Below are 23765 nucleotides of genomic sequence, written 5' to 3' on the forward strand. Positions count from 1 at the left end.
TATTTAGTGCCCTGGCTCATCATTCCAAAGTATTTTGTGAAGCTGTAATTGAAATCTAACGGGCAAGTTGTCGGCTATAATCCAGTCTGCCAACTGAGTTGCATTTTGCTGCCCAAAGGAAGGCGAAAATAAAAGCTCAGCTTTTTCATCCAAATTTAATTCAGAAATTTTCATTCTTGCCCAGTCGTAATCTTTACGAGAGCAAATCACAAATTTAATTTCATCCGTCGTCTTAATGTGTGCAATGTTATCCCATAAATTTTTCGACATTTCGCCCGAGTCTGGGGTTTTTAAGTCTAAGACAACATTAACTCTCTCATCGACCTGACTTATATCCATTGCGCCGCTCGTTTCTATCGAAACAGAATATCCGGCGTCACACAATTGACTCAACAACAGCTCACAGTTCGTTTTTTGAGCTAAAGGCTCACCGCCCGTCACAGTAACATAGCGAGGATTGTACTTTGATACCTCCTCAAGAATACTGTCAATCGATTGATACTCTCCGCCAGTAAAGGCATATTCCGTGTCGCAATAATGGCACCGCAACGGACATCCTGTCAGACGCACAAATACCGTTGGAAGCCCGAGTGTCCGGGTCTCCCCTTGAAGAGAATAAAATATTTCTGTTATACGAAGTCGAGCCACAGTATGAATAAAGTTTAATCAAATAGGGCGCACATTCTAATGATTTGAGAGTCTGTGGTAAAGCAGTAAAAAAACCCGCCATTGGCGGGTTTTCTATAGTATCTAACGCGGTAACTGATTATCGATTACTATTTTTCAGTTTCTGAAGCTCATTTTTGGCTAATTGCTGAGGAGCACCGCTGTAATTTTCAATGACTTTATTGAAAATCGCTTTCGCTTCATCAAGCTTATTCTGCAACACCAATACTTTGCCTTGCTTAACCATTGCATCAGGAGCTCGCGAAGAATTGCCATGTTTTGACGTGACAATTTTGTACTCATTTAATGCTGCATCCAAGTTTTGTTGAATGAAATAAATCTGCCCGAGCCAATAATGAACACTGGCTTCGTACTGACTGTTCGGGTATTGAGTCAAAAAAGCTTTATATTCCGTTACTGCTTCAGCATATTTTTTTGCTCTTACTTTCGAAAAAATTTCTTGGTAAGCGCCATGCACATCATCACTTTTTATGGATGATAGATTTGAACTACTATCTGATGATTCAGAAGAGTCACTCGAACTTGAGGAGGATACTTGCCCCATATTTTGGAGTTGAGACAGACGTCGCTCAATGTCTTTGTACAAATCTCGTTGACGATCTTGAAGCTGCTTAAGCTTATATTCATGTTCTTCAACCTGACCACGAAGATTTTGCAGCTCTTCCTGAATCGCGTTGATTTGAAACATGACGTCAGCTTGCAATTGACCGCGAGATTCAGCCATTTGTTCCAATCGTTCTAAACGCTCTTCAACCGATTGCGAAAAACCAACCGCCGAAAACACAGACAGCACTGTAAACAGTGCTGTCTTTCTCAATAAACGAGAATAATTAGCCTTCATAATCTAGAATAGCTCGACGATTTTCTTCCCAAGCTTCTTCGTTATGCGCTGGATTCGCTGGCTTCTCTTCACCGTAACTTACCGTACGGATTTGCGAAGAGTTCACACCGTAACTGATTAAGATATCTTTTACAGAGTTTCCACGACGCTCACCTAACGCTAAGTTGTACTCAGGTGTTCCGCGCTCATCACAATGACCTTCGATGGTTACTTGAACACCAGGATTACGGCTTAAGTACCAAGCATGCGCACGAAGTAAATCTTGGAATTTCGCTTTAACCGTTGAGTCATCAAAATCGAAATAAATTGTACGCACTTGACGCGCAGCTTCATTCGCTTGACGTTCTAGTTCTTCTTGACTTGGACCAGTGTCTTCTACTACTTCAGTATCATTTTGATCCACAACTGTTTCTGTTGGACCTTGATCTTCAGTGTTAGATGCACAAGCAAACATAAGCAAGGATGCTAAGAATATGGTGAGGCTTTTCCCCAAACCTTTGATTGACATTTTTAATGCTCCTATTGTTTTTTATCTATAAAGTTAAACTATTTTACTAAAAATGGCGACCATGCGGGTGCTTTAACTTCACCACGTTTAGCGGGTAATCTTGCTTTGAATCGTCCATCAGTCGAAACAGCCGCGAGCACTTGCCGACCATTATGAATCGTAGCATAGATTACCATGCTTCCATTCGGAGCTAAACTAGGAGATTCATCCAGCATTGTATCTGTGAGTACCTGCATAATACCAGATTCTACATCCTGTTTTGCGATGTGGTACACACCATTGGTTCTATTTACGAGAATAATGCTTTTTCCATCCGGTGTATAGTTGGCACTTGCATTATACTCGCCTTCAAATGTTATCCGCTCTGCTCGACCACCGTGAATTGAGATACGATAAATTTGTGGGCGCCCACCTCGATCCGACGTAAAGACTAAATGTTGTCCATCGGGCGAAAAAGATGGTTCAGTATCGATCACATTAACACCTGTACGAGTCAACCTACGATATTTTCTTGTATCTAAATCTAGAACATACAACTCGGCATTTCCATCTTTTGATAATGTTAACGCTAATTTAGAACCATCTGGTGAAAATTCAGGCGCACTATTAATGCCAGGAAATGCCGCGATCATTTTTCGTTGTCCGGTATAAATTTGTTGCAAGTAAATCTCTGAACGACCATTTTCAAATGAAACATAGGCTAAAGATTTACCATCGGGCGACCAAGTTGGTGACATAATCGCTTCGGTACTGGAATAAATTCTAATCGGATTATATCCATCAGAATCTGCCATATAGAGTTGATAAGGTTGTGGCAAAGAACGATCGACAGTAACGTAAGCTACTCGAGTTGCGAATGCACCTTTTTGGCCCGTTAAAGCTTCATAAATATTGTCGGCAACCTGGTGAGAGTAAAAACGAAAGTTTTTGTCGTTAGTGCTCCCAATTTTATCTAACAAAACATAATCGTTTGTTGAAACTAATTCACCATCAATTAACGTTTGTTTTGGTTTAAACACATCAATTAATTGATAGGTAACGGTAAACTGCCCCGGTGTCTTTTGTTCAATCTTACCAACGACTACCGCTTCAATACCTTCATCTTTCCATTTATCTAAATTAACATCTTCGTAACGCGTAGGTTGTTCAGGTAAATCGCTTAACGCCATAGGATTAAATCGTCCACTGCGTCTTAAATCAGCCGCGATAATAGTCGACATATCGTGCGGTGGTTGCTCTGCCAAACCTTCATACTGAAATGGAACAACAGCGATCGGACGAGCAAAACTCATTCCCTCTGTAATAACAATATCTATTTCTGCATTAGCAAAACCACACACAATAGCCAGAAATAAGAAAACTACTTTGTTTTTAATCATACTAATTACTGCTCGCATAAATCTCCCAAGCACAAATTTATATTCCTAATAACATCCAGTACTTCTGGATCACTAGGAACTGGCAGAGGTTCTGCCTTTTTAATAGCCAAAATAGAAGCATTACAAGTGATTCGATCTCCAGTTGTTCCGGATATGTCAATAACAAGCCCACCTGGAGAAAGCCTTAATTTAGATCGACATACGCCTGGAATTTCTGGCTTGTTAAAATATCGCTCAATTTTACTTCTTATACGAGTTGTATAAATATCTACTTCCGACATGATTGCTTGTCTCTTTGCGGCCATTACCTGCTGTTCTTCAGCCATTTGTTCTGCCAACAATTGCTCTTCAAGCTGTCGTTGTTTTTCTAACTCTTCTTTTCGTTTTTTCTCAGCCAACTCTTTTTTCTTTCGCTCAGCTTCGCGTCGCTTTTTTTCCGCAAGTTCTTTTTCTCTTTTCTTTTTTTCTGCTAACTTACGTTTTCTTTCTTTTTCTAGAGCGATCTTCTTTTTGCGATCTTGCTCTGCCTTTATCTTTTTTTGCCGTTCTCCATCTTTAATTTTTTTAACATTGTCATTATTCTTTCGCTCTGGCTGTCTTTTTGGGCGTTGCTTACTCTTCTGCTGCTCAATTTTTTTGCGAATCGCTTCACCATCTACAGCAATCGCATTAATATTGGGAGCAACCTTCTCTTTTGAAACATCAATTCTATCAAACGAAAAGTTGAGCCATAAAATGGCTAGCGCGATTACATGACCGACACCAGAAAATACAAGAGAGATAACGAGTCGTTTACTCAACTTACTATCCCAACTATCCTGCAGGCTCAGTCATTATGCCAACATTAGCAATACCCGCTTCTTTTTGCAGCATACTCATCAAGTTTACAACCTGGCCATGAGAAACATTTTTATCCGCATTAATTAATATCATCGATTTTGGATTTTTCTCTCGATGTTCTGCAACTAATGCAACCACCTCATGAGCTTCCAAAGATTGATCAGGATTCGCTCCCACCGATAAATAAAAGTTACCGCTGGCATCAATACTGGCAATTAATGGTAATTCTTCATCGGCAGAAATTGGGTCAGCATCGGCCTCTGGCAAATCAACATTAACCCCGGCAGTAATCAAGGGCGCTGTTATCATAAAAATAACTAACAGTACTAACATTACATCAATGTATGGAACGACATTGATCTCTGCCATTGGTTTTCTTCGGTTAGGCTTCATTGATTAAGCTCCGGCTACTGCAGCACTATGAGCTTTACGATGAAGAATGCCTGAAAACTCTTCGACAAAATTATCAAACTGATTTTCCACTTTTTGAACAGAGTGATTAAATTTGTTATACGCGATGACTGCAGGAATGGCAGCGAATAGTCCCATTGCAGTTGCAATCAATGCTTCGGCAATACCAGGAGCGACCATTGCAAGCGTTGCTTGTTTCACAGAGCCAAGAGCAATGAAAGAATTCATAATTCCCCAAACCGTTCCAAGCAATCCAATATATGGCGTTGTCGATCCAACTGTCGCTAAAAATGACAAATTCGTTTCCAATTTATCGATTTCACGCGAATGTGCGACACGCATTGCTCTGTGTGCACCTTCCATCACCGCCCCAGGACTGGTACCTTTTTGATTACGCAAACGAACAAATTCACGATATCCCGACATGAACACCAGTTCCATACCACTTGGTGGTACTCGTCTCGCGCCCAGTTCGTTATAAAGTTTGCTCAAATCAATACCTGACCAAAATTTGTCTTCAAACTTTTTACTCGAGACCGTCGCCAATTTTAATGTACGAAATCGATCAATAATCATTCCCCAGGAAACAAATGAAAGAATGACCAAAGTCAACATAATCAACTGAACAATTAAACTTGCATTTACAAACAGATCAAAAACAGATAACTGATTATGCGTCACGTTTCAATTCCTCAAGTAATGACGATGGGATCGCTCGCGGTCGCATCGTACTCATAGTCACACAAACCACTTTTATAACGCCTTCGCACAAAACGGTTTGATGAGCATCTTGTCGACAAATTTTTTGGTGAAAAATAACACTGGCACCTTTCGATTCGGTAACAGTTGAAATGACATCCAGCGCATCATTAAAGCGTGCCGGTTTGTAATAATCAACTTCAGCTTTTCTGACCGCAAACGCGATATCCTGTTCTATTAAAACATCTTGATCAGCACCAAACGAACGAAGCCATTCGGTCCTGCCACGCTCCATAAATTTTAAATAGTTTGCGTAGTAAACAACACCTGCAACATCGGTGTCTTCATAGTAGACTCTGACCGGAAAAATAAATTCCATTAAAATACCACGGTTATTCTAGTTTGAATTCATTGCGTCGAATGACATCAAGCCACCTAGGACGCACTTTTAACTCGCCCAACTATAACCAATTTCCACAACGCAATGAAACCACAAAATCGTTTATAAATGTGTGAATCGCTTCAAAAGCAAACCAAATTCATCTCATTCACATTAAGTTTATTAAATCAAATTACTTAAGTGGAATTGTCATGAACCTGTCATAGTTACATCATTCGCCCAATAAGTCAGACTGATTGGGCACAATGTCGAAATGTTGATATGCTCGCGCAGTTGCGATTCGTCCTCTTGGCGTGCGCTGAATATAGCCTTGCTGGATAAGATAGGGTTCAATCACATCGCCAATGGTATCTCGTTCTTCTCCAATCGCAGCAGCAAGAGAATCCAGTCCCACAGGTCCACCTGAAAACTTATCAATAATAGCCAGCAACAATTTACGGTCCATGGTATCAAAGCCCTGCTGATCCACTTCAAGCATATCCAAAGCTCTAGCAGCACAATCGTTTGAAATAACACCATCGGCTTTGACTTCGGCATAATCACGAACTCGGCGCAATAATCGATTGGCGATACGCGGCGTTCCTCGCGAGCGACGTGCGACTTCTTTAGCACCTTGCTGCTCTGCCTTAAGCCCTAAAATTGAAGCACTTCGCATAACAATATTGGTCAAATCATCAACATTGTAAAACTCCAATCGCTGCACAATACCGAAACGATCACGAAGCGGGGAGGTTAATAACCCAGCCCGCGTTGTTGCTCCAACCAAAGTAAACGGGGGAAGATCAAGCTTTATGGACCGCGCTGCAGGTCCCTCACCGATCATGATGTCAATTTGATAATCTTCCATTGCTGGATATAAAATTTCTTCAACCATTGGACTTAAACGATGTATTTCATCAATAAACAACACATCGTTTTCTTCAAGATTAGTTAACAGCGCAGCAAGATCTCCCGCTTTTTCAAGTACCGGCCCAGATGTGTATTTAATCGCCACGCCCATTTCATTGGCAATAATATTAGCTAAAGTTGTCTTCCCCAATCCGGGAGGACCAAATATAAGCACGTGATCCAAAGCATCATTACGAGCCTTCGATGCCTGCAAAAATATTTCCATCTGTTCTTTAACTTGCGGCTGCCCGACATAATCAGCTAATTTGGTCGGACGAATTGCCCGATCAAATCGATCTTCTTCTTGAGTCTGTGTACCACCAGCGATAATTCGATCTTCTTCGATCATGCCTAATCCTAACTATTGTTGGCGTTATTTATTTGCCCATATTTTTTAGTGCTAAACGAATAAGCTCAGCACTCGAATCAACATCTTCTTTAATTCGCCCTATCGCTTTCGCTGCATCTTGAGGTTTGTATCCCAGTGCGATTAATGCACTCTCAGCTTCACGGTGAATATCTTTCTTTGAAGTCTGATTGGAAATCATATTCGGAGCTTCAATATTATTAACCGTCGCACTGCCCCAATCTTTTAACCGATCACGCATTTCAATGATAAGGCGTTCTGCTGTTTTCTTGCCTACTCCCGGTAGCTTAACCAAAACAGTCGCTTCACCATCGTGCACACAACGGACAAACTCATCGGCGGTCATTCCCGAGAGAATGGCTATAGCTAACTTAGGTCCAACTCCATTCACTTTAATCAGTTCACGGAACAATTGACGATCCGTTTTTGTTCCAAATGCAAATAAATTATGCGCATTTTCACTCACGGATAGATGAGTAAATAAAGTCACTTCCTGGCCATTATCCGGTAAGCTGAATACCGTTGTCATTGGTGCTTGAACTTCATACCCCACACCATTTACATCAATTAATAATTCGGGTGGAGACTTTTCTACCAAGATACCTTTTAATCGTCCAATCAACGCAATCGACCTCTTCTTCTTTTATTTGCTCCGGCTTGCGCCACCATTGACTGCATTGTGTTGCAATGACAAATAGCAACAGCAAGCCCATCTGCCGCATCCGCTTGTGGGGTTGCTGATAGCTTAAGTAGTGATGTTACCATATGTTGAACTTGTGATTTATCTGCCGCACCATGACCAACCACCGCCTGCTTGATTTGTCTTGCGGAATACTCCGCTACATCTAACGCGTGCGATGCTGCAGCAACAATAGCAACACCCCGTGCCTGGCCAAGCTTTAATGCGGAATCCGCATTTTTTGACATAAAAACTTGTTCTATCGCGGCTTCGGTTGGATTGTACTGACGGATCACCGTCGATAAACCATCGTATATTTGCTGCAGTCGCTCACTCAGAGAACCCTCTTTTAACCGGATGCATCCACTGGTGAGGTATTGAAAAGATTTCCCCTGGGTTTCGATGACGCCAAAACCAGTAATCCGAGACCCAGGGTCAATGCCGAGAATAATGGACAATCAATTTTCCTACTTTAAAAGTAATCTGAACCTCTAAAATCAGAGACATTGGCACTGCGCTTTTACTATAGCTGCTCGTACGATTCCGCAGGAATGTCTGCATTCGTGTAAACATTTTGCACATCATCCAAGTCTTCCAAGCGCTCAATCAACCTAAGTACTTTAGCACCATCAGACGCCGTAAGCTCAGCCTGTGTCGAGGGTAACATCGCGACTTCAGCATTTTCTGGCGAAAGACCAGCTTCTTTCAGTCCATCTTTTACCGATAAAAAATCTTCAGGGGTTGTTAACACTTCATAGCTGCCATCATCATGATTCACGACATCTTCAGCCCCGGCTTCTAATGCCGCTTCCATTAATTCATCTTCGCTGACATTATCATCAAAAATAAGTTGGCCCTTTTTATCAAATAAATAAGCGACCGAACCTGACGTGCCTAAATTTCCACCATGCTTAGTGAACGCATGCCGAACCTCACCAACGGTACGATTTTTATTATCAGTTAAACATTCCACCAAAACAGCGACGCCGCCGGGGCCATAGCCCTCATAAGAAAGGTTCTCGTAGTTTTCACCATCGTTGTTTCCTGCACCACGCGCCACGGCTTTTTCAATGGTGTCTTTTTTCATATTCGCGCCGAGCGCTTTATCAATGGCAGCTCTTAGAGCTGGATTATCTTCTGGATTAGGTCCACCAGAACGAGCTGCAACAACTAACTCTCTGATTATTTTAGTAAAAATCTTGCCGCGCTTAGCGTCTTGTGCAGCTTTGCGATGTTTAATATTGGCCCATTTACTGTGTCCAGCCATATTGTTCTCCGATATTTACTTTCATGATCAGGGGCTCCTAATCAGGTGCCCCAGAGTAATTTTTCTTTCTAAAGCTTACTCTTCAGCGGCTTTTTTTGACTCTCTAATCGCGATGCCAAGCTCCGTCAACTGTTGCTCAGAAACCTTTGCAGGCGCTTCCGTTAACGGGCAACTTGCCGTTGTCGTTTTCGGGAAAGTAATCACATCACGAATAGAGTCCGCACCAACCATCAACATTACCAAGCGGTCCAACCCAAAGGCAATACCACCGTGAGGAGGACAGCCGTATTTAAGAGCATCTAATAAGAATCCAAATTTATCGCGCGCTTCTTGCTCTCCAATACCGAGAATATCGAAAATAGTTTGTTGGAGTTCGGTGTTGTGAATACGAATTGATCCGCCACCGACTTCGCAACCATTAAGTACCATATCGTATGCACGCGACAAAGTTCCGGTCGGATTTGCTTTCAGCGCTTCAGGATCAAGTTCTTTTGGCGAAGTAAACGGGTGATGCAAGGCGTGCAATTGTCCATCTTCCTTTTCAAACATAGGAAAATCAACGACCCATAATGGCTTCCAGTCATCACTCATTAACTCAAATTCGTTCGCCAATTTTAATCGCAATGCACCCAGTGCATCAGCAACAACTCGAGAATCGTCAGAACCAAAAAATAAAATATCTCCCGTTTCAGCTCCAACACGCTCTAACAGCTGCTCAGCAACTTCTGCGGATAAAAACTTAACAATTGGTGACTGCAACCCATCAAGACCAGCACTTCGATCGTTAACTTTGATGAACGCCAGACCTTTCGCTCCATAAACCCCAACAAACTTGGTGTATTCGTCAATTTTCTTGCGACTGACCTTTTCCGCACCGCCTTTTAAATTAAGAACACCAACTCTACCTTTTTCGTCGTTGGCTGGGCCACTAAATACTTTAAAATCAACGTCTTTGACTAAATCATCGACGGTGTGAATTGGCATATCAACACGTAAGTCCGGCTTGTCGGAGCCGTATTTTTCCATTGCTTCGCTGTAAGGCATACGGGGAAACGGATTAGCCAGCTCGACATTAAGCAAATCTTTGAAAACTTTGCGAATCATGTTTTCCATCATTCCCATGATGCCTTCTTCATCCATGAACGAAGTTTCGATATCCAGCTGAGTAAATTCTGGTTGCCGATCGGCCCGTAAATCTTCATCTCGAAAACAGCGAACCACTTGATAATAACGATCAAAGCCGCTCATCATTAATAGCTGTTTGAATAATTGTGGAGACTGTGGCAAAGCGAAAAATGCACTTTTGTGCGTTCGGCTAGGAACTAAATAATCTCGAGCTCCTTCAGGGGTAGCTTTCGTCAAGATCGGTGTTTCCATATCAAGAAAACCTTGATCATCGAGATAGCGTCGCAACGATTGAGTCACTCGAGTACGAAATACAAACTTATTGGTCATTTCAGGGCGACGCAAATCTAAATATCGATATTTGAGGCGGGTTTCTTCAGAAACATCTTCATGACCGTCAACCAAAATTGCTGGAGTTTCCGATTTATTAAGGCACTCAATCGACTGAGCAACAATTTCTATTTCACCGGTCGGCATGTCTTTATTAATCATGTTGTCTGGACGCTTCCGGATCGTTCCTTCGACACGAACAACAAATTCAGACCGTAACTGGTCTGCAGCATCAAAAACCTCGCCTTGGTCTGGCTCAACGGTAACCTGAACAATCCCGCTTCGATCGCGCACTTGCAAAAAGATTAAACCACCCAGATCGCGGCGACGGTGCACCCAACCAGAAATTGCAATCGATGTACCTTCATCTGCGGTGATGAGGTCTGCACAGTAATGACTTCGCATAAATAATCCTATAAGGCCAAGGTTTGAAAGCCGGAATGATGCTTCCGGTCATGCATGCTTTGTGCTTTTGTGGCACTAAAAAAGGGGCATAATATTACGCGAGGGCCACTAAATTCGCAAGGTTCAGAGAATTTGAGGGCAAAAAAAGAGCGTCAATACAGACGCCCAAGACAGAGAAATGGATAACGTAAAAGTACGATCACATTTTAAATAAACTTAATTACCTGCAACCATAATTACACGATCTTTAGAATCTTTGTTTCGCTGAGAGGTTTGGTAGATATCGACGCGTACGTTAGGCTTCGCTTCAAGCATGTAGTAATTGGGTAAATTACCCGCCTCTTTAGCGAACTGAGCTATTTCAACGCCATTACAAGAAATGTTCTTTCTGATATAACGGTCTGTTAAATGACTACGATGCATGTTTAGGTTAAATTTGGTTTTGGAATCCACTGCAGCAGAAACACATAATTTAGTAATAGGGCTATTGTCAGCCGCCACATATTTATTCTCTGCAGCTGCAGTACCAGCAATACCAACCATTGTTACAACAGATAAAACATTCCGAATCATGTTTTTCATTACATATACCTCTTTGCGCTAGTTTTCGTTAAGACAGATACAGTTTCGCAAAGAAGTGTTAACAGTGTATGTAAATTAACCAGGCAAATGTAACATTTTACCTCCACATGAGATTTTATTGAATTTCCCAGCCCTGTATATTGATTGTAAATTGACTTTTTTCTTTGATATTTAAGAAGTTAGTTCATACAATCGGCTTCAATTTGATATTTAAATATGTATCGGCTGAAACAGTTCGTTACAAGCATTCGAAATAGTTTTGATTCATTTTTAATATTACACTTTGTTAAATAATCAAAACCTATATTAAATATGCTTAACAAGTACTAAAGAAATGAAAGGCATAAATCGCCATGGTTAATGTTGCAATAAATTCCTAACCATCCAACACCGAATAACTTTCACCAAGGAACCGCCGTGCCAGACTCACCAATTGTGTTAGAAAAGCACCTCGAAGCCGACGACAAGAGACCTCTCATTGTTGATGCCTTGAAAAGTGCGACACCGTTATCAAAACAAAAAATAAAAGCGGCGATGCAAAAAGGCTGTGTTTGGTTAACTCGTAACAACCGCACTCAAAGAGTAAGGCGAGCTAAGTCACGTTTCACAAAGGGACAATCACTGCATATCTACTATGACTCGAGAATCATAGAATCAACTCCAGTGGAACCAACCTTAATTGCTGATGAGCAGAATTACAGTATATGGAATAAACCCTCAGGATTACTCTCTCAAGGTTCAAAGTGGGGAGATCATTGCACCATCACTCGATGGGCCGAGCAAAACCTGTCTCCTCAGAGAAATGCCTTTACAGTTCACCGCCTAGATAAAAGTGCTAGTGGAATTATTCTAATCGCTCATAGTAAACAGGCTGCGGCAAAACTCTCTGAGCTTTTTGCTCAACGCGACATTGTTAAGCATTATATCGCGCGGGTTGAAGGTAAATGGGACCTAACGGAGCGCAAAACGATTGATAGCCCTATCGATAACAAAAATGCTATCAGCCACGTTCACCTAATTTCATATCGGGCAACGGATCAGTCAACACTATTGAAAATTGAAATTGAAACGGGTCGAAAACATCAAATTCGTCGTCATCTAGCACAATCAGGCTTTCCTATCATTGGTGATCGTCTCTATGGCAATCGACACGATGTCGACTTAATGCTGTCATCGGTGAAACTAGCTTTCACCTGCCCATTTAGTGGACGATTACAAAGTTATGAGTTAGACCCTCAGTTCGATTAACCAGAAAAGCAAACCTTTAATTAACCTTATTTAAGGGATTTCAGTAAATGCTCTTGTAAAAATTGCTGAATAGATTTATATACGGCGAGTCTGTCTTCAAGAACTTCAATCTCATGGTCAGAGTTCTCTAGTTTTTTAACCGTAAAAGGTTTTTTCAGGATTTTCATCTTCGCAATAAGCGCTTCACTTTGCAGTGGACTGACTCGCTTATCTTGATTTCCGTAAATGACGAGTGTCGTTGCATCAATTTCGCCAAGATGTAGCAACAAATTGTTCTCTTCACGCCAATCAGGATCATCATAATTTCCAAACTGTTTTGCAAATGTCGCTTTGGTCATTTCATCGGACAAAGATTCATAAAACATTGGCAGGCTGACCACCGACGACACCATTATGCCGCACACATAGTCATCTGAATTTGAAATTAATTCAGACAGTACTGCATAACCTCCGAAACTTGCTCCATATAAACATCGCTTTACCGGATCATAGTTAAATTGACTCTCCAGGGCTGTTAGTATTTCTTCAATATCTTCTTCTATTACTGAACGTAAATCACCATATGCAACTCTCCGATAAGCATTTCCCATTCCTGAAGAGCCGCGATAATTAAAAGTCAATGTCGCTAAACCTTGGTCTGCCAACCATTGAGCTTCTGGATCAAAACGCCAGCGATCTCTGATTTCAAAAGGTCCACCATGAATACGAATAATAAGAGGAACATGTGAGTTTAACTTATCAGGTTGAGTTAAATATCCAAATAACGCAGGCTTAGCACCATTATCGACACTGACTACCGATGTTTTGTACCAACGACTTTTATCATAATTTTGAAGTCGGCGCTGTAATGATACGACTCGATTTGTCTCTACATCGGTCCAGATAACTTGAGGAGGAATTTTCGGGGATTGCACCGATACTAAAGACTTCTTTCCATCGACAGATTGAGCAATGACTTGCCAATAGCTTTTGGGAAATGATCGCTGCATTATTGAATCTATTTTCTGGGCATTTTTGGAGAAGGTTTTTACTTGCAGTAGTTCCGCTTCATAAAACACTGCTGCAACATTTTTTTTGTTACTGTCAAAAATAACATCGGCTATATCGTAATATTTTTGTGAGTAAATTAACTCACTTTTCTTAGACGTTACCCTAAATAACGACTTTGTGTTTTTTTCGTGCGTCGCCAATATCCAAAAATTATGACAATCTTTATCCGCGTAGACTTGAGAAATAGATTCGACTGGTTCAAATTTTTTCCATTCATTTTCTTTTAGGATGAAAACATCTTTAGTGTCAGATATTGAATAACAAGGTTTATTATTCGCCAATCCAACAAACTGACTATTCTTCGGCAAAGGAACTGCTTTGCCCAAAGAACGTGATAACAAATCAAATGGTTTTAACTGACCGTTAACAATTAGCCAAACGACCTCTGATTTGCGGTGCTCTTGCGCCAGCGATACTTTAAAAAACCGACTGGTGTATAAAAGCTTTTGAGTTGCATTTGGCAAATAATGAGAAATTACGCGGTATTCATCACCGTCTTGAACGACATAAACAAACTTTTCATCATTAATAAACTGACCATCAATAAATCGCTGCCCAGCGCTTAACTGGATAGATCGGCTTGCTCCCTTATCAATGGGTTGAATTAAAATACGATTATTATAAGTGAGCCAAGCTACCAACTTACCATCGGGAGAAAGCTGAACAACTGAATTAGCTTTCTCATTAAACCAATCGCTAATCTTAAATTCTTGCGAAAATCCAGAGAGTGAAAATAAAACCAAACAAAGAGCGCTAAAATACTTCATATTTATTTTCTTGTTTAAAATTAATCGAATCGTCTCTAAATAATGCTTACTAGACATCATCGAGAAATAGCTTTTGTTTTAATTCTAACGCAGGTTGATAGTTTCTTTGCGCCGCACGATTTAAGTAATACTTCGCTTCTGTTTCATCTTTCACCACCCCTTGCCCATTAGCATAAATGTGATAGAGCATAAACATTGCTTTTTCAATCCCCCTTTCAGCAGCGAAATAGTAAAGTTTTGCTGCTTTCCGATAATTTTTTTCCGTTCCACGCCCTTCATAAAACAAATCAGCCAACAATGTCATTGAGCGAGGATCTTGTGTAATTGTTGCTCTCTCACACCAATAGAAAGCTTTTTTGTCATCTGCTTCGATATTTACACCATAGCTGTATCGATAGCACAAAGCATGAGCGGCCGACACATCCCCTTGATTAGCGTCCTCAATTAATGTTGACTCACTTTTTTCAATGGAAGTCTTCATTTTAGAGCATCCAAATACAACAAAAGAAGTCATGAATATCGTGATGAAAAGACCCAGTTGTCGCGACATTAAGTTATCTCCTCATTTTTATTTCCATTTTCCTGTTTGTGGTAAGCAGAGTCAATGTTGTTGCTGATATTTAGATATCACATACAATATATAGAGCAACGGGATAAAAGAGAGCTTGATATGAGTAATGTATTGAATGAACTTGTCGAACTATTAAAACTTGAACCGATAGAATCCAATCTTTTTCGTGGTCAAAGTCAAGATTTAGGTTTTCCACAGTTATTTGGCGGTCAAGTTATAGGACAGGCACTCTCTGCTGCAAAACAAACACTAGAAGCGGATCGAGTATCTCACTCATTCCACAGTTATTTTTTACTGCCTGGAGACTCAACTCGTCCAGTTGTCTACGATGTTGAGAGTATTCGAGATGGTCGAAGTATCTCGACGCGACGTGTCAAGGCGATTCAAAATGGAAAAACCATTTTTTATATGACGGCATCCTTTCATACCGGAGTTGATGGATTTGAACATCAATCTTCTATGCCAAATGTCGCTTTGCCAGATAATTTGCCGTCAGAACTGGAGATTGCCAGGAAATATGCCGACCATATTCCTGACAGCTTAAAAGCCAAGTTTGTCTGTGACAAACCAATAGAAATGCGTCCGGTTGAATTTAATAATCCGCTGAAACCCGAAAAAGCACAGCCACAACGACATATTTGGATGAAAACCAATGGACAACTGCCCGACGACTTAAGAATTCACAAATACGTGTTAGCTTACGCTTCTGATTTTAGTTTTCTGCCAACAGCGGCATTGCCTCACGGAGTATCTTACTTAACTCCTAAATTACAAATGGCAACGATTGATCATACCATGTGGTTTCATCGAGAATTTCGTTTTGACGACTGGTTGCTTTATGTAATTGATAGCCCTTCTGCGTCTCACCAAAGAGGTTTTGTGCTTGGAAAGATTTTTGACCGTCAAGGCAGGCTTGTCGCAAGTAGCGCACAAGAAGGTATTATGCGCTACAAGCAATAAAAGTGTAAGTGTATTTAAAAAGTATTTAGAGCGTTAATCAGGGTAAGTGTTTTGAATATTAATAACTTTATCAACATTATAAAGTAATTTATCAACTAGCTCAGGATCAAACTGCTTGCCCTTTTGATCATTGAACAATTGAATAATTTCACCGATTGACCAAGCCTCTTTGTAGCAGCGCTTATTATACAAAGCATCGAATACATCAGCGATGGCGACGATTCTTCCATAAATATGAATGTCTTCTCCTTTCTTTCCTTTAGGGTAACCCGTTCCATCCCATTTTTCGTGGTGATCTCCAGCAATTGCGGATCCAGCACTGAGCACCTCAAGTTTTGAATCAGCCAAAATATCACGCCCGGTCTGGGCATGTTGGCGCATGATAACCCACTCCTCATCGGTTAATTTACCAGGCTTATTAAGAATATGATCCGGTGTCGCAATTTTTCCGATATCATGAAGCGGTGCCGCCATAAATAAAACATCACACTCATGTTCATCGAGCTTGATACACTCACCAAGCAATCGACTAATATGGGCTACTCGTTTCACGTGATTACTGGTTTCTTTGGACCGACTTTCCACGGCCTCGCTCATTCGATAGACCAATTCTCTTTGGGTTATTTCAACTTCTTCCATCAAGGCTATATTGTCAAAAGCAACACCGAGATGTGAGCAAAACATTTTCAATAATCGCTCATCAAGCATGGTAAGTTTTGGCAGCCCGTCCATAAAAAGGATATTTTTTCGTTTGAGATGAGAGCGATAAACGCCAATGAAGTAGTCATCACCAAAAATAAGTCCCTCACTGGCGATCGCATTATGTACCTCAACTTCAGGAATTTTCGCTAAAGCCGCCTCAAGCCGGCGATTCAAGTAAGGTTTATAAGGTCCCGTAGCTGCCAAAACAGTCGTCTCATTTTCTTCGAGCGTCGCAGCCAGTCCCTCGATATTACCAAAAAACGCCCCCTCATCGGCTTTAAGAAGAGAGGTCAATTGTTCAAGTGCCCCTTGGGTGAAATCCATTAAAGAATGTTGACTAAAAATTTTATCGGCACCAACAATAATGCTCTCTAATCCCTGTTTGTTTCGAAATAAAGAAATGATATCTCGATAAGAGCGTAAACTGGCATACATTAGAGTGTGTAATTTATTGGAAGTAAGCTCCGTTTTTTCCTTATAATCGTTAATATCGTACTCTTGAATAACGGCTTTTTCTGGTGCTTGCCCAGGCTGACCTGTTCTCAATATGATTCGTACGTGCTGATCTTGATGAACATTTCTAATCCAGTGGACCAAATCGAGACCCGCATGATCGGTTTCCATCACCACATCTAAAAGAATGACTGCATAATCTTTCTCTGCGAGGACAGAGCGAGCTTCTGCGGCTGAAAACGCAGAATCAATACTCAATTTTCGCTTAGCAAATTCAAAACCTTTCAGCGAAAGCTTGGTAACCTCATGAACCTCAGATTCGTCATCAACCACCAACAATTCCCAACGCTCATAATTAGCATCCTTTCCACTCTCATCCTCAGGACTTTCATCTGCAAAAACTAACTTGTCGTCTAGATCACCCATAACCTGCTGCCAATCTCTTATTGTATGCATATTGACTCACTATAAGTTATAGCTGCTTCTCATCTAACTCTCCAGTTTTTCAACTATACTTACCCAAATTGCATCGATTAACTTCACAGTAAGGGTCACTGGATGCGACGACTGTGTTTTTACATTTTTCTCACGGCTTTAACTCAAGGCCTGATTGGTGCTGCCAATAGCGCCAGTCAGCCAACAGAAGAAGCTTTAAAGTCGGCTTATATCTACAACTTTACACAGTACATTAGCTGGCCAGATGAAGGGGATTCTAAAAAAAGCATTACGCTTACTTTTTTTGGGGATAACGAAAATTATTGGAACTCTCTTCAAAACCTGAAAAAGCGATCAGTCAGAAGACAAAAATTTGAATTGAGACGCGCAACATCCGTTCAACAAGTATTTCCTACCGATATTTTAGTGATCGGCCCAGCCAAAAATAGTCAATTTAAAACCATTGCCCAACAACTGGGCAAAAAGGCAACTCTACTGATTAGTGAGGGAATTGAGGATAAGTCAAAAATTGGTATCAATTTTATTAAGCGCAAAGACCAAACACTTTCATTTGAGGTCAACCGATATAATTTGCTCTACCAACAATTAAACGCAAAATCAGAAATTATCATATTGGGTGGAACTGAAATAGAAATCGCGACCCTTGTTAAAGATATGGAACGGAGTCTCGAACAATCACGCGAACAATTAAGCAAGCAAACCCAAGAATTGAAGTCAGTCCAAAACCAAGTAACCAGTAAACAAAAGTTGCTTGATGCTCAATCAAAAAAACTCGAAGAACAAACGCAAAAGTTTGAAGAACAACAGAAAAAACTCGACGAAATCTCTGCCGACTATCAAAGTATGCTTGATTCACTTCAGGTGAGTAGACAAGAGCTGAGCTCGAATAACGAATTATTAGGAGTAAAACAAGAAGAGTTACAAGAAAAGGAATCAGAAATCCAAAATATGTCGGAGTTAATTAAGAAAAACAAGCAACTCCTTATTAATCAAACTAACGATCTTAATAAGCAAAGAGAAGAGCTCGAAGCTTTTCAAGAAAAAATCAAACGCCAAACAGAATCACTAGCAGAACAAAACTTAATAATAAAAAGCCAAACCACGGCGCTCTATGGTTCAATTGCAATAATTGTTTTTATTGTCATAATCATAATTTTGATCTATCGAAGTGCCAAGCTAAAACAAAAAACCAATAAAAAATTAGAGCAAAAAAATTCTGAACTAGAGCGAATCAACAGTGAACTAAGAGAAACTCAAGAGCAACTGGTTGCATCAGAAAAAATGGCCGCACTAGGCGGGCTCGTTGCAGGTGTCGCTCATGAAATAAACACTCCTGTTGGCGTTAGTGTTACATCAGCTACACACATTACTGATATGCTAGAAGACTTCAAAAAGAAATACGATTCTGGGGAAATGAAACGTTCGGATCTTGAGCACTTAATGGATGAGCTCAATGAATCTAGTACGATTTTAAACCGAAACCTAGTCAGAGCCAGCGATTTAATTCGTTCGTTCAAACAAGTTTCAGTTGATCAAACAACAGATGAAGCTCGAGACTTTAACGTAAGGGAATATTTAAATGAAGTCGTTCAAAACTTACGACATAAACTCAAACAGAAAAAGCATAAAGTGAACATTGAAGGCGAAGCCGATTTTCGCATTCACTCTTTTGCAGGTATCTTCGCACAAGTTTTTACGAACTTAATTGTAAACTCAGTAATTCACGGGTTTGGAGAGGATAAATCACAAGGAGTCATTCGCATTATAGTTAGCCAAAAAGATGGCGATATCATTTTCGATTATTTTGACAATGGTAAAGGTATTCCGGATAACATTCGCGATAAAATTTTCAATCCTTTTTTTACCACCAATAGAACCAAAGGTGGTACCGGACTTGGGCTTCATATTTGCTACAATCTGGTTTCGCAAAAACTTCACGGGGATATTTTGTGCTTACCTGTCGATAAAGGTGCTCATTTTAAAGTAACCATCCCCATAAACTCTGAACAGTAGAATACCCTTTCTATTTAGCAATAAAAAAGGAAGCCAACGCTTCCTTTTTTATTAATCACAATACTTACTGAGCACTATTCAAAAAATCTTTGTTTAATTTCTTGGGGTAACTCTAAACCTGTTACATGGGCTCTTTGCAATAACTCCCAATAATAGCGATAAGTTGCTCGATCATGTAACTCGCCTTTAAATTGAATAGGCCCCCACTCAGCATCTTGTGCAGCTGTGAGTATACCTAAAGCATCTTCAATTTCAGAATAATCAGGCTTCATCGCATCAATTATTGCCTTAATTTGCGTAGGATAAATACTCCACATCCGCAAAAAGCCAAACTCATTGCGTGCTCGCTCGGCATCTTTATACGTTTGATATGGATTTTTTAAATCTAAAGTCACATTGTGCGCCGGAATAACACCGTTGGCTAATGCAGCAGCAACCATTTCTGACTTGGCTCGCGCTAAAATCGGATGATCAAATTGACCGGGCGATCGCATCGCAGAAGCCGGAATCGCTCCATGATGCCCAGAGACAAAATCCATCATGCCAAAATCTAGTACTTGAATCCAAGGTAACTTGGCAATTTTCCAGACATCTCGCAAAGCGCCATGCGTCTCAATGAGAACGTGAATTGGAATTTCTCGTTCAATTTTATTTTCTTTTGCTACTTGCTGGATGTAATGAACCATCTCAGCAATTTGTGCCGCTTCTGTCGACTTGGGTAAGGTAATATAAGCAACACGCTCACCTATTGCGGGAACCAAAATATCAACATCTTGGCGCCAATCAGGATGCGAGTAATCGTGAATTCGAACCCCTGCCATATTATGCTTGTTGGCGTCAGATCCTATGACTGACGCGACCATATTCGCGTGCTCAACTTCTTTACCTGCAGCAGCACCATCTTCACAATCGCAAGTAATATCGAATACCGGACCTATCTTATCTTGTAATTCCAACGCTTTACGGATTAGCTTTTCGCTGCCCGCAAAATGTTCGCAACTTGGAATAACTGGAAACGGTTTTTCACCCTCAAACAATGCATCGTTTGGGTGCACCTTCTGGCTCATAGCCATCCTCCTATAACTTTTTATTAATAAGCAATAAGTTACTTTATTGTATAAACTTAATGCGCGTCGCTGTTATTTTTGAATGAGTTCTGCACCGCAATAAACCGCTTACAACCTTACTAGACTCAGATTGGGTTAGCAAGAAAAATTCAAACAAGTGATTGAAATGAGCGTTTAAGTGTGTTCTATTACTATTGCGCTGCAATATCAAACCAAAAAGAAAACCACTTGTTACAGCCGCCGGCTTCTGCAAGTAACACTGCAACAAAGTACAATACGATAGGACTAGGTAATGAACTACGAGTACGCGTTTCTCGACAACGTCGATGAACAACTGGTGCTGGGTGGCTTCTGGCCGGGGATCCAGCTCTATTATCCCCCTGTGAAGTACAACCCTGCGAAAGGTGAATACGAAACCATGGAGCAGGCTGCCGAGCGAATTCGAAAACACGCCCACCACTGCCCTGCACACACGCTACTATTTGATTTAGAAGATGGTTGTCGACAAAAAGAAATGAGTCGCGAACTGCTCAAGCAAGAGCTGCCAAAATTTCCAGAAAGAAAATTTCAAATTGCACTACGAATTAACCCCTTCCGCACACCAGAATACGAAAAAGACCTCGAACTTATTAAAGCCGTTTCAGAGCATATTGATGTCATTATTCTGGCAAAAGCAGGTGAGGTTTACGGTGCTGCAGAAATTCGAGATTTGTCAGCTTGGCTGGTCGGCGTTAATGACAAGATTGAGATTCAACCGATTATTGAACATCCTCGTTCATTAAAACTCGCTCCCGATTTAATGCAATTTTCGTCAGTAACTCACGTTGTTTTTGGGATCCACGATTTTTCCAAAGCGATGGCTATCCACCTTACTCCCGAAGGTTGGATCGACGAATTACGTACCTACTTACGTAACTTACTACTAGAAGCGAGAATAGCGGGAAAAGGTGTAATAGGAGGTGTGGAAGTACTTATTAACGACACTCCTATGCCAGAGAATTTTATTGAGCCTCACGATGTTAGACGTTGGCTCGATTTACATGGCGACCATAACTCTCATGTTGTGCATCGCCATGCAATTGAAGAAGCACAAATGGGATTGACCGGAAAGCAAGTTATACACCCCTATCATATCCATTTATGTAAAGTTGCTTTCACTCCGAGCCCTTTGCAAATTGACCGCAATGTGCGCGTCCTCCAAGCAGCGATTGATGCAGATGCGTTACTTGGCGGAGCAATTCGATTCGAAGGGGAAATGCTTGATCCACCCATGTTTGGAAAAGCTTTACAGACCCTGTTAAGAGCTTATGCGCTCAAATCCCTCAGCCCCGAACACAAAGCTTTTGCCATGGATGTTCTTAAAAGACTCCCTGTTCATGTAATTCGAGAAAACTGGCCATACGGGAAGGTGTAACCCAATGAGCAAGCTAAAAAATTATTTACAACACGACATTGAAAATGGTGAAGATCAATGGGAGTGGCAAATCCCGGAACACTTCAATATTGGCTATGCTTGTGTCGATCAAAACGTAACGGATGGACGCGGTGATAATGTAGCGTTTATTTTAGAAGATGCTGACAAAGGCACTTTTGAGCTCACTTATAGTGCATTGCAAGAAAAAACAAATGCCTTTGCTAATTTACTAGCTAACTTGAAGTTTGCAGTTGGTGAGCGGTTACTTATTCGCTTGCCTAATTCATTAGAATATCCAACCGCATTTTTCGGCAGTTTGAAATACGGCTCGGTTGCCGTTCCAACCTCCACGCTTCTAGCAGCCGAGGAAGTTGCCTACTTAGCGAAGGACTCTGGCGCTCGAGCCCTGGTTACTGCTAAATCCATGTGGCCAGAACTGTCTGAAGCCTTGTCTGAATGTAACGAGTTGAAACAAGTGTTTTTAACCGGTGAAGGCAGCATTCACGACTTACCATCATCACAAAATATCCAACTGATTGATCTGGATGTTGAGCTCAAATGCCAAAGAACAGAATTTCAGTGTCATCGGACATTGGCAAACGACCCTGCTTACCTGGTTTATACCTCGGGAACGACCGGATTTCCTAAAGGTGTATTGCATGCCCACCGCGCAATGATCGGAAGACTTCCTGCATCAGACTATTGGTTTGATTTTGATCGAGACGACAGAATTTTACATTCCGGCAAGTTTAATTGGACCTATGTATTGGGCTCAGCATTAATGGATCCTCTATTTCATGGCAAAACGGTTGTCGTCTATGAGGGCCCAAATGACGCAACTACCTGGCCGCGGCTAATCCAAAAACACAAATGCACAATATTTATTGGCGTGCCTACAATTTATCGACAAATCATTCAAAAAACAGAAATGACCAAAAAAGATGTTCCTTCGCTTAGACATTGCATGAGCGCAGGCGAACACCTGTCGGATGAAATGTTACTCGCGTGGCGTTCTCGCTTTGAGCAAGATGTTTATGAAGCAATAGGTATGTCCGAATTGTCTTATTACATTTCACAGCACAAAGCAAAGCCTATTCGTCCAGGTGCAGCCGGTTTTCCACAACCCGGTCATGATGTTCAATTACTCAACGAAAACTTTGAACCAGTACAACCGGGCGAAGAAGGAATGATCTGTATTCCTCTTACCGATCCAGGCTTATTTATTAGTTACTGGAAACTGCCCGCAGAAACTGAAAAAGCACGTCAAAACGGATATTTTTTGACAGGTGATTACGCGCGTACTGATGAGCAAGGTTACATTTGGTTTATCGGTAGAAAAGACGACATTATCAACACCTTTGGTTATCGAGTTTCACCTCATGAAATTGAGCGCGTTATGAAAACTCATCCTGCCGTTGCTGACTGTGTCGCACTTGGTGAAACAATAAGCAAAGACAAAACGCTAGTTTCCATTTGTGTTATTACTCACCCAGAAAAAACAGCTTCTGAAGAAGAACTTTTAACCTTTGGTAGCGAACATTTAGCAAAATATAAAGCCCCTAAAATTGTTCACTTTTACGATGACTTCCCACGCACCAAAAATGGCAAAGTCCTCAGAAAAGAACTTATCGCTCAGTTAAGCAGGGAGCAATAATT

Annotated in this window: 23 protein-coding genes; 5 read left to right on the forward strand and 18 right to left on the reverse strand. The window is 41.0% G+C overall.

The features are described from left to right. Positions 1 to 3 precede the first annotated feature (3 nt). The 14 genes from queE to FAX86_RS12935 form a co-directional block, all read right to left on the reverse strand. Positions 4 to 648 (reverse strand): 7-carboxy-7-deazaguanine synthase QueE, encoded by a 645-nt coding sequence (gene queE / locus FAX86_RS12870; protein ID WP_144393819.1) that lies wholly within the window; start codon positions 646 to 648, stop codon positions 4 to 6. Between the two features lie 118 nt (positions 649 to 766). Continuing rightward, entirely contained in the window at positions 767 to 1528 is a 762-nt protein-coding gene (gene ybgF / locus FAX86_RS12875) for a tol-pal system protein YbgF (protein WP_144393820.1), read from the reverse strand. Next, positions 1518 to 2036 (reverse strand): peptidoglycan-associated lipoprotein Pal, encoded by a 519-nt coding sequence (gene pal / locus FAX86_RS12880; protein WP_144393821.1) that lies wholly within the window; start codon positions 2034 to 2036, stop codon positions 1518 to 1520. Before pal ends, ybgF begins: the two co-directional genes overlap by 11 nt. 38 nt (positions 2037 to 2074) lie before the next feature. Further along, a complete protein-coding gene (tolB, locus tag FAX86_RS12885) occupies positions 2075 to 3433 on the reverse strand; it encodes a Tol-Pal system beta propeller repeat protein TolB (RefSeq protein ID WP_246128594.1) in 1359 nt (452 codons plus the stop codon). Next, a complete protein-coding gene (locus tag FAX86_RS12890) occupies positions 3421 to 4215 on the reverse strand; it encodes a cell envelope integrity TolA family protein (RefSeq protein ID WP_144393822.1) in 795 nt (264 codons plus the stop codon). The genes tolB and FAX86_RS12890 overlap by 13 nt, the downstream gene beginning before the upstream one ends. A 13-nt stretch (positions 4216 to 4228) precedes the next feature. Next, a complete protein-coding gene (tolR, locus tag FAX86_RS12895; RefSeq protein ID WP_144393823.1) occupies positions 4229 to 4648 on the reverse strand; it encodes a protein TolR in 420 nt (139 codons plus the stop codon). 3 nt (positions 4649 to 4651) lie between these two features. Then, a complete protein-coding gene (gene tolQ, locus FAX86_RS12900; RefSeq protein ID WP_144393824.1) occupies positions 4652 to 5347 on the reverse strand; it encodes a protein TolQ in 696 nt (231 codons plus the stop codon). Continuing rightward, complete coding sequence (ybgC, locus tag FAX86_RS12905; protein ID WP_144393825.1) at positions 5337 to 5744, reverse strand: tol-pal system-associated acyl-CoA thioesterase; 408 nt, start codon at positions 5742 to 5744, stop codon at positions 5337 to 5339. Before ybgC ends, tolQ begins: the two co-directional genes overlap by 11 nt. Positions 5745 to 5976: 232 nt before the next feature. Next, positions 5977 to 7002, reverse strand: a complete 1026-nt coding sequence (gene ruvB / locus FAX86_RS12910) for a Holliday junction branch migration DNA helicase RuvB (RefSeq protein WP_144393826.1) — start codon at positions 7000 to 7002, stop codon at positions 5977 to 5979. A 28-nt stretch (positions 7003 to 7030) separates the two neighbouring features. Next, positions 7031 to 7642, reverse strand: coding sequence for a Holliday junction branch migration protein RuvA (gene ruvA, locus FAX86_RS12915; RefSeq protein ID WP_144393827.1), 612 nt, complete (start codon positions 7640 to 7642; stop codon positions 7031 to 7033). Further along, positions 7639 to 8157 (reverse strand): crossover junction endodeoxyribonuclease RuvC, encoded by a 519-nt coding sequence (ruvC, locus tag FAX86_RS12920; protein WP_144393828.1) that lies wholly within the window; start codon positions 8155 to 8157, stop codon positions 7639 to 7641. The genes ruvA and ruvC overlap by 4 nt, the downstream gene beginning before the upstream one ends. 65 nt (positions 8158 to 8222) lie before the next feature. Next, on the reverse strand, positions 8223 to 8966 hold the full coding sequence (locus FAX86_RS12925; RefSeq protein ID WP_144393829.1) for a YebC/PmpR family DNA-binding transcriptional regulator: 744 nt from the start codon (positions 8964 to 8966) through the stop codon (positions 8223 to 8225). A gap of 75 nt (positions 8967 to 9041) precedes the next feature. Further along, a complete protein-coding gene (gene aspS / locus FAX86_RS12930; protein WP_144393830.1) occupies positions 9042 to 10826 on the reverse strand; it encodes an aspartate--tRNA ligase in 1785 nt (594 codons plus the stop codon). Positions 10827 to 11042: 216 nt separating this feature from the next. Then, positions 11043 to 11408 carry a DUF3718 domain-containing protein gene (locus FAX86_RS12935; protein WP_144393831.1) on the reverse strand — a complete coding sequence of 122 codons (366 nt, stop codon included), beginning with the start codon at positions 11406 to 11408 and terminating at the stop codon, positions 11043 to 11045. A gap of 417 nt (positions 11409 to 11825) precedes the next feature. Here FAX86_RS12935 and FAX86_RS12940 point away from each other — a divergent pair, with 417 nt between their 5' ends. After that, a complete protein-coding gene (locus FAX86_RS12940) occupies positions 11826 to 12656 on the forward strand; it encodes an RluA family pseudouridine synthase (RefSeq protein ID WP_205859192.1) in 831 nt (276 codons plus the stop codon). A gap of 26 nt (positions 12657 to 12682) precedes the next feature. On the opposite strand, the gene FAX86_RS12945 is transcribed toward FAX86_RS12940, so the two are convergent. Together FAX86_RS12945 and FAX86_RS12950 are read right to left on the reverse strand one after the other, a co-directional pair. Continuing rightward, positions 12683 to 14473 carry an alpha/beta hydrolase family protein gene (locus FAX86_RS12945; RefSeq protein WP_164503569.1) on the reverse strand — a complete coding sequence of 597 codons (1791 nt, stop codon included), beginning with the start codon at positions 14471 to 14473 and terminating at the stop codon, positions 12683 to 12685. A gap of 49 nt (positions 14474 to 14522) precedes the next feature. Further along, the gene (locus tag FAX86_RS12950) at positions 14523 to 15023 is read right to left on the reverse strand and encodes a tetratricopeptide repeat protein (protein WP_144393833.1); all 501 of its coding nucleotides are present in this window, start codon (positions 15021 to 15023) and stop codon (positions 14523 to 14525) included. Positions 15024 to 15143: 120 nt separating this feature from the next. Between FAX86_RS12950 and tesB the strand changes: the two genes are divergently transcribed. Continuing rightward, complete coding sequence (gene tesB / locus FAX86_RS12955) at positions 15144 to 16004, forward strand: acyl-CoA thioesterase II (protein ID WP_144393834.1); 861 nt, start codon at positions 15144 to 15146, stop codon at positions 16002 to 16004. Positions 16005 to 16037: 33 nt separating this feature from the next. Here the strand turns inward: tesB and FAX86_RS12960 are convergent, their stop codons facing one another. Continuing rightward, entirely contained in the window at positions 16038 to 17615 is a 1578-nt protein-coding gene (locus FAX86_RS12960; protein ID WP_144393835.1) for an HD domain-containing phosphohydrolase, read from the reverse strand. Positions 17616 to 17717: 102 nt separating this feature from the next. On the opposite strand from FAX86_RS12960, the gene FAX86_RS12965 reads away from it, so the two are divergent. Next, the gene (locus FAX86_RS12965; RefSeq protein ID WP_144393836.1) at positions 17718 to 19628 is read left to right on the forward strand and encodes a YfiR/HmsC family protein; all 1911 of its coding nucleotides are present in this window, start codon (positions 17718 to 17720) and stop codon (positions 19626 to 19628) included. A 74-nt stretch (positions 19629 to 19702) separates the two neighbouring features. On the opposite strand, the gene FAX86_RS12970 is transcribed toward FAX86_RS12965, so the two are convergent. Then, complete coding sequence (locus FAX86_RS12970) at positions 19703 to 20695, reverse strand: HpcH/HpaI aldolase/citrate lyase family protein (protein WP_144393837.1); 993 nt, start codon at positions 20693 to 20695, stop codon at positions 19703 to 19705. A 292-nt stretch (positions 20696 to 20987) separates the two neighbouring features. Between FAX86_RS12970 and FAX86_RS12975 the strand changes: the two genes are divergently transcribed. Together FAX86_RS12975 and FAX86_RS12980 are read left to right on the forward strand one after the other, a co-directional pair. Continuing rightward, positions 20988 to 22109 (forward strand): HpcH/HpaI aldolase/citrate lyase family protein, encoded by a 1122-nt coding sequence (locus FAX86_RS12975; RefSeq protein ID WP_144393838.1) that lies wholly within the window; start codon positions 20988 to 20990, stop codon positions 22107 to 22109. A 4-nt stretch (positions 22110 to 22113) separates the two neighbouring features. After that, positions 22114 to 23763, forward strand: coding sequence for an acetate--CoA ligase (locus FAX86_RS12980; protein ID WP_144393839.1), 1650 nt, complete (start codon positions 22114 to 22116; stop codon positions 23761 to 23763). The last annotated feature ends 2 nt before the right edge of the window (positions 23764 to 23765 follow it).

It is taken from the genome of Pleionea sediminis (assembly GCF_007570825.1).
Taxonomy (GTDB): Bacteria; Pseudomonadota; Gammaproteobacteria; order Enterobacterales; family Kangiellaceae; genus Pleionea; species Pleionea sediminis.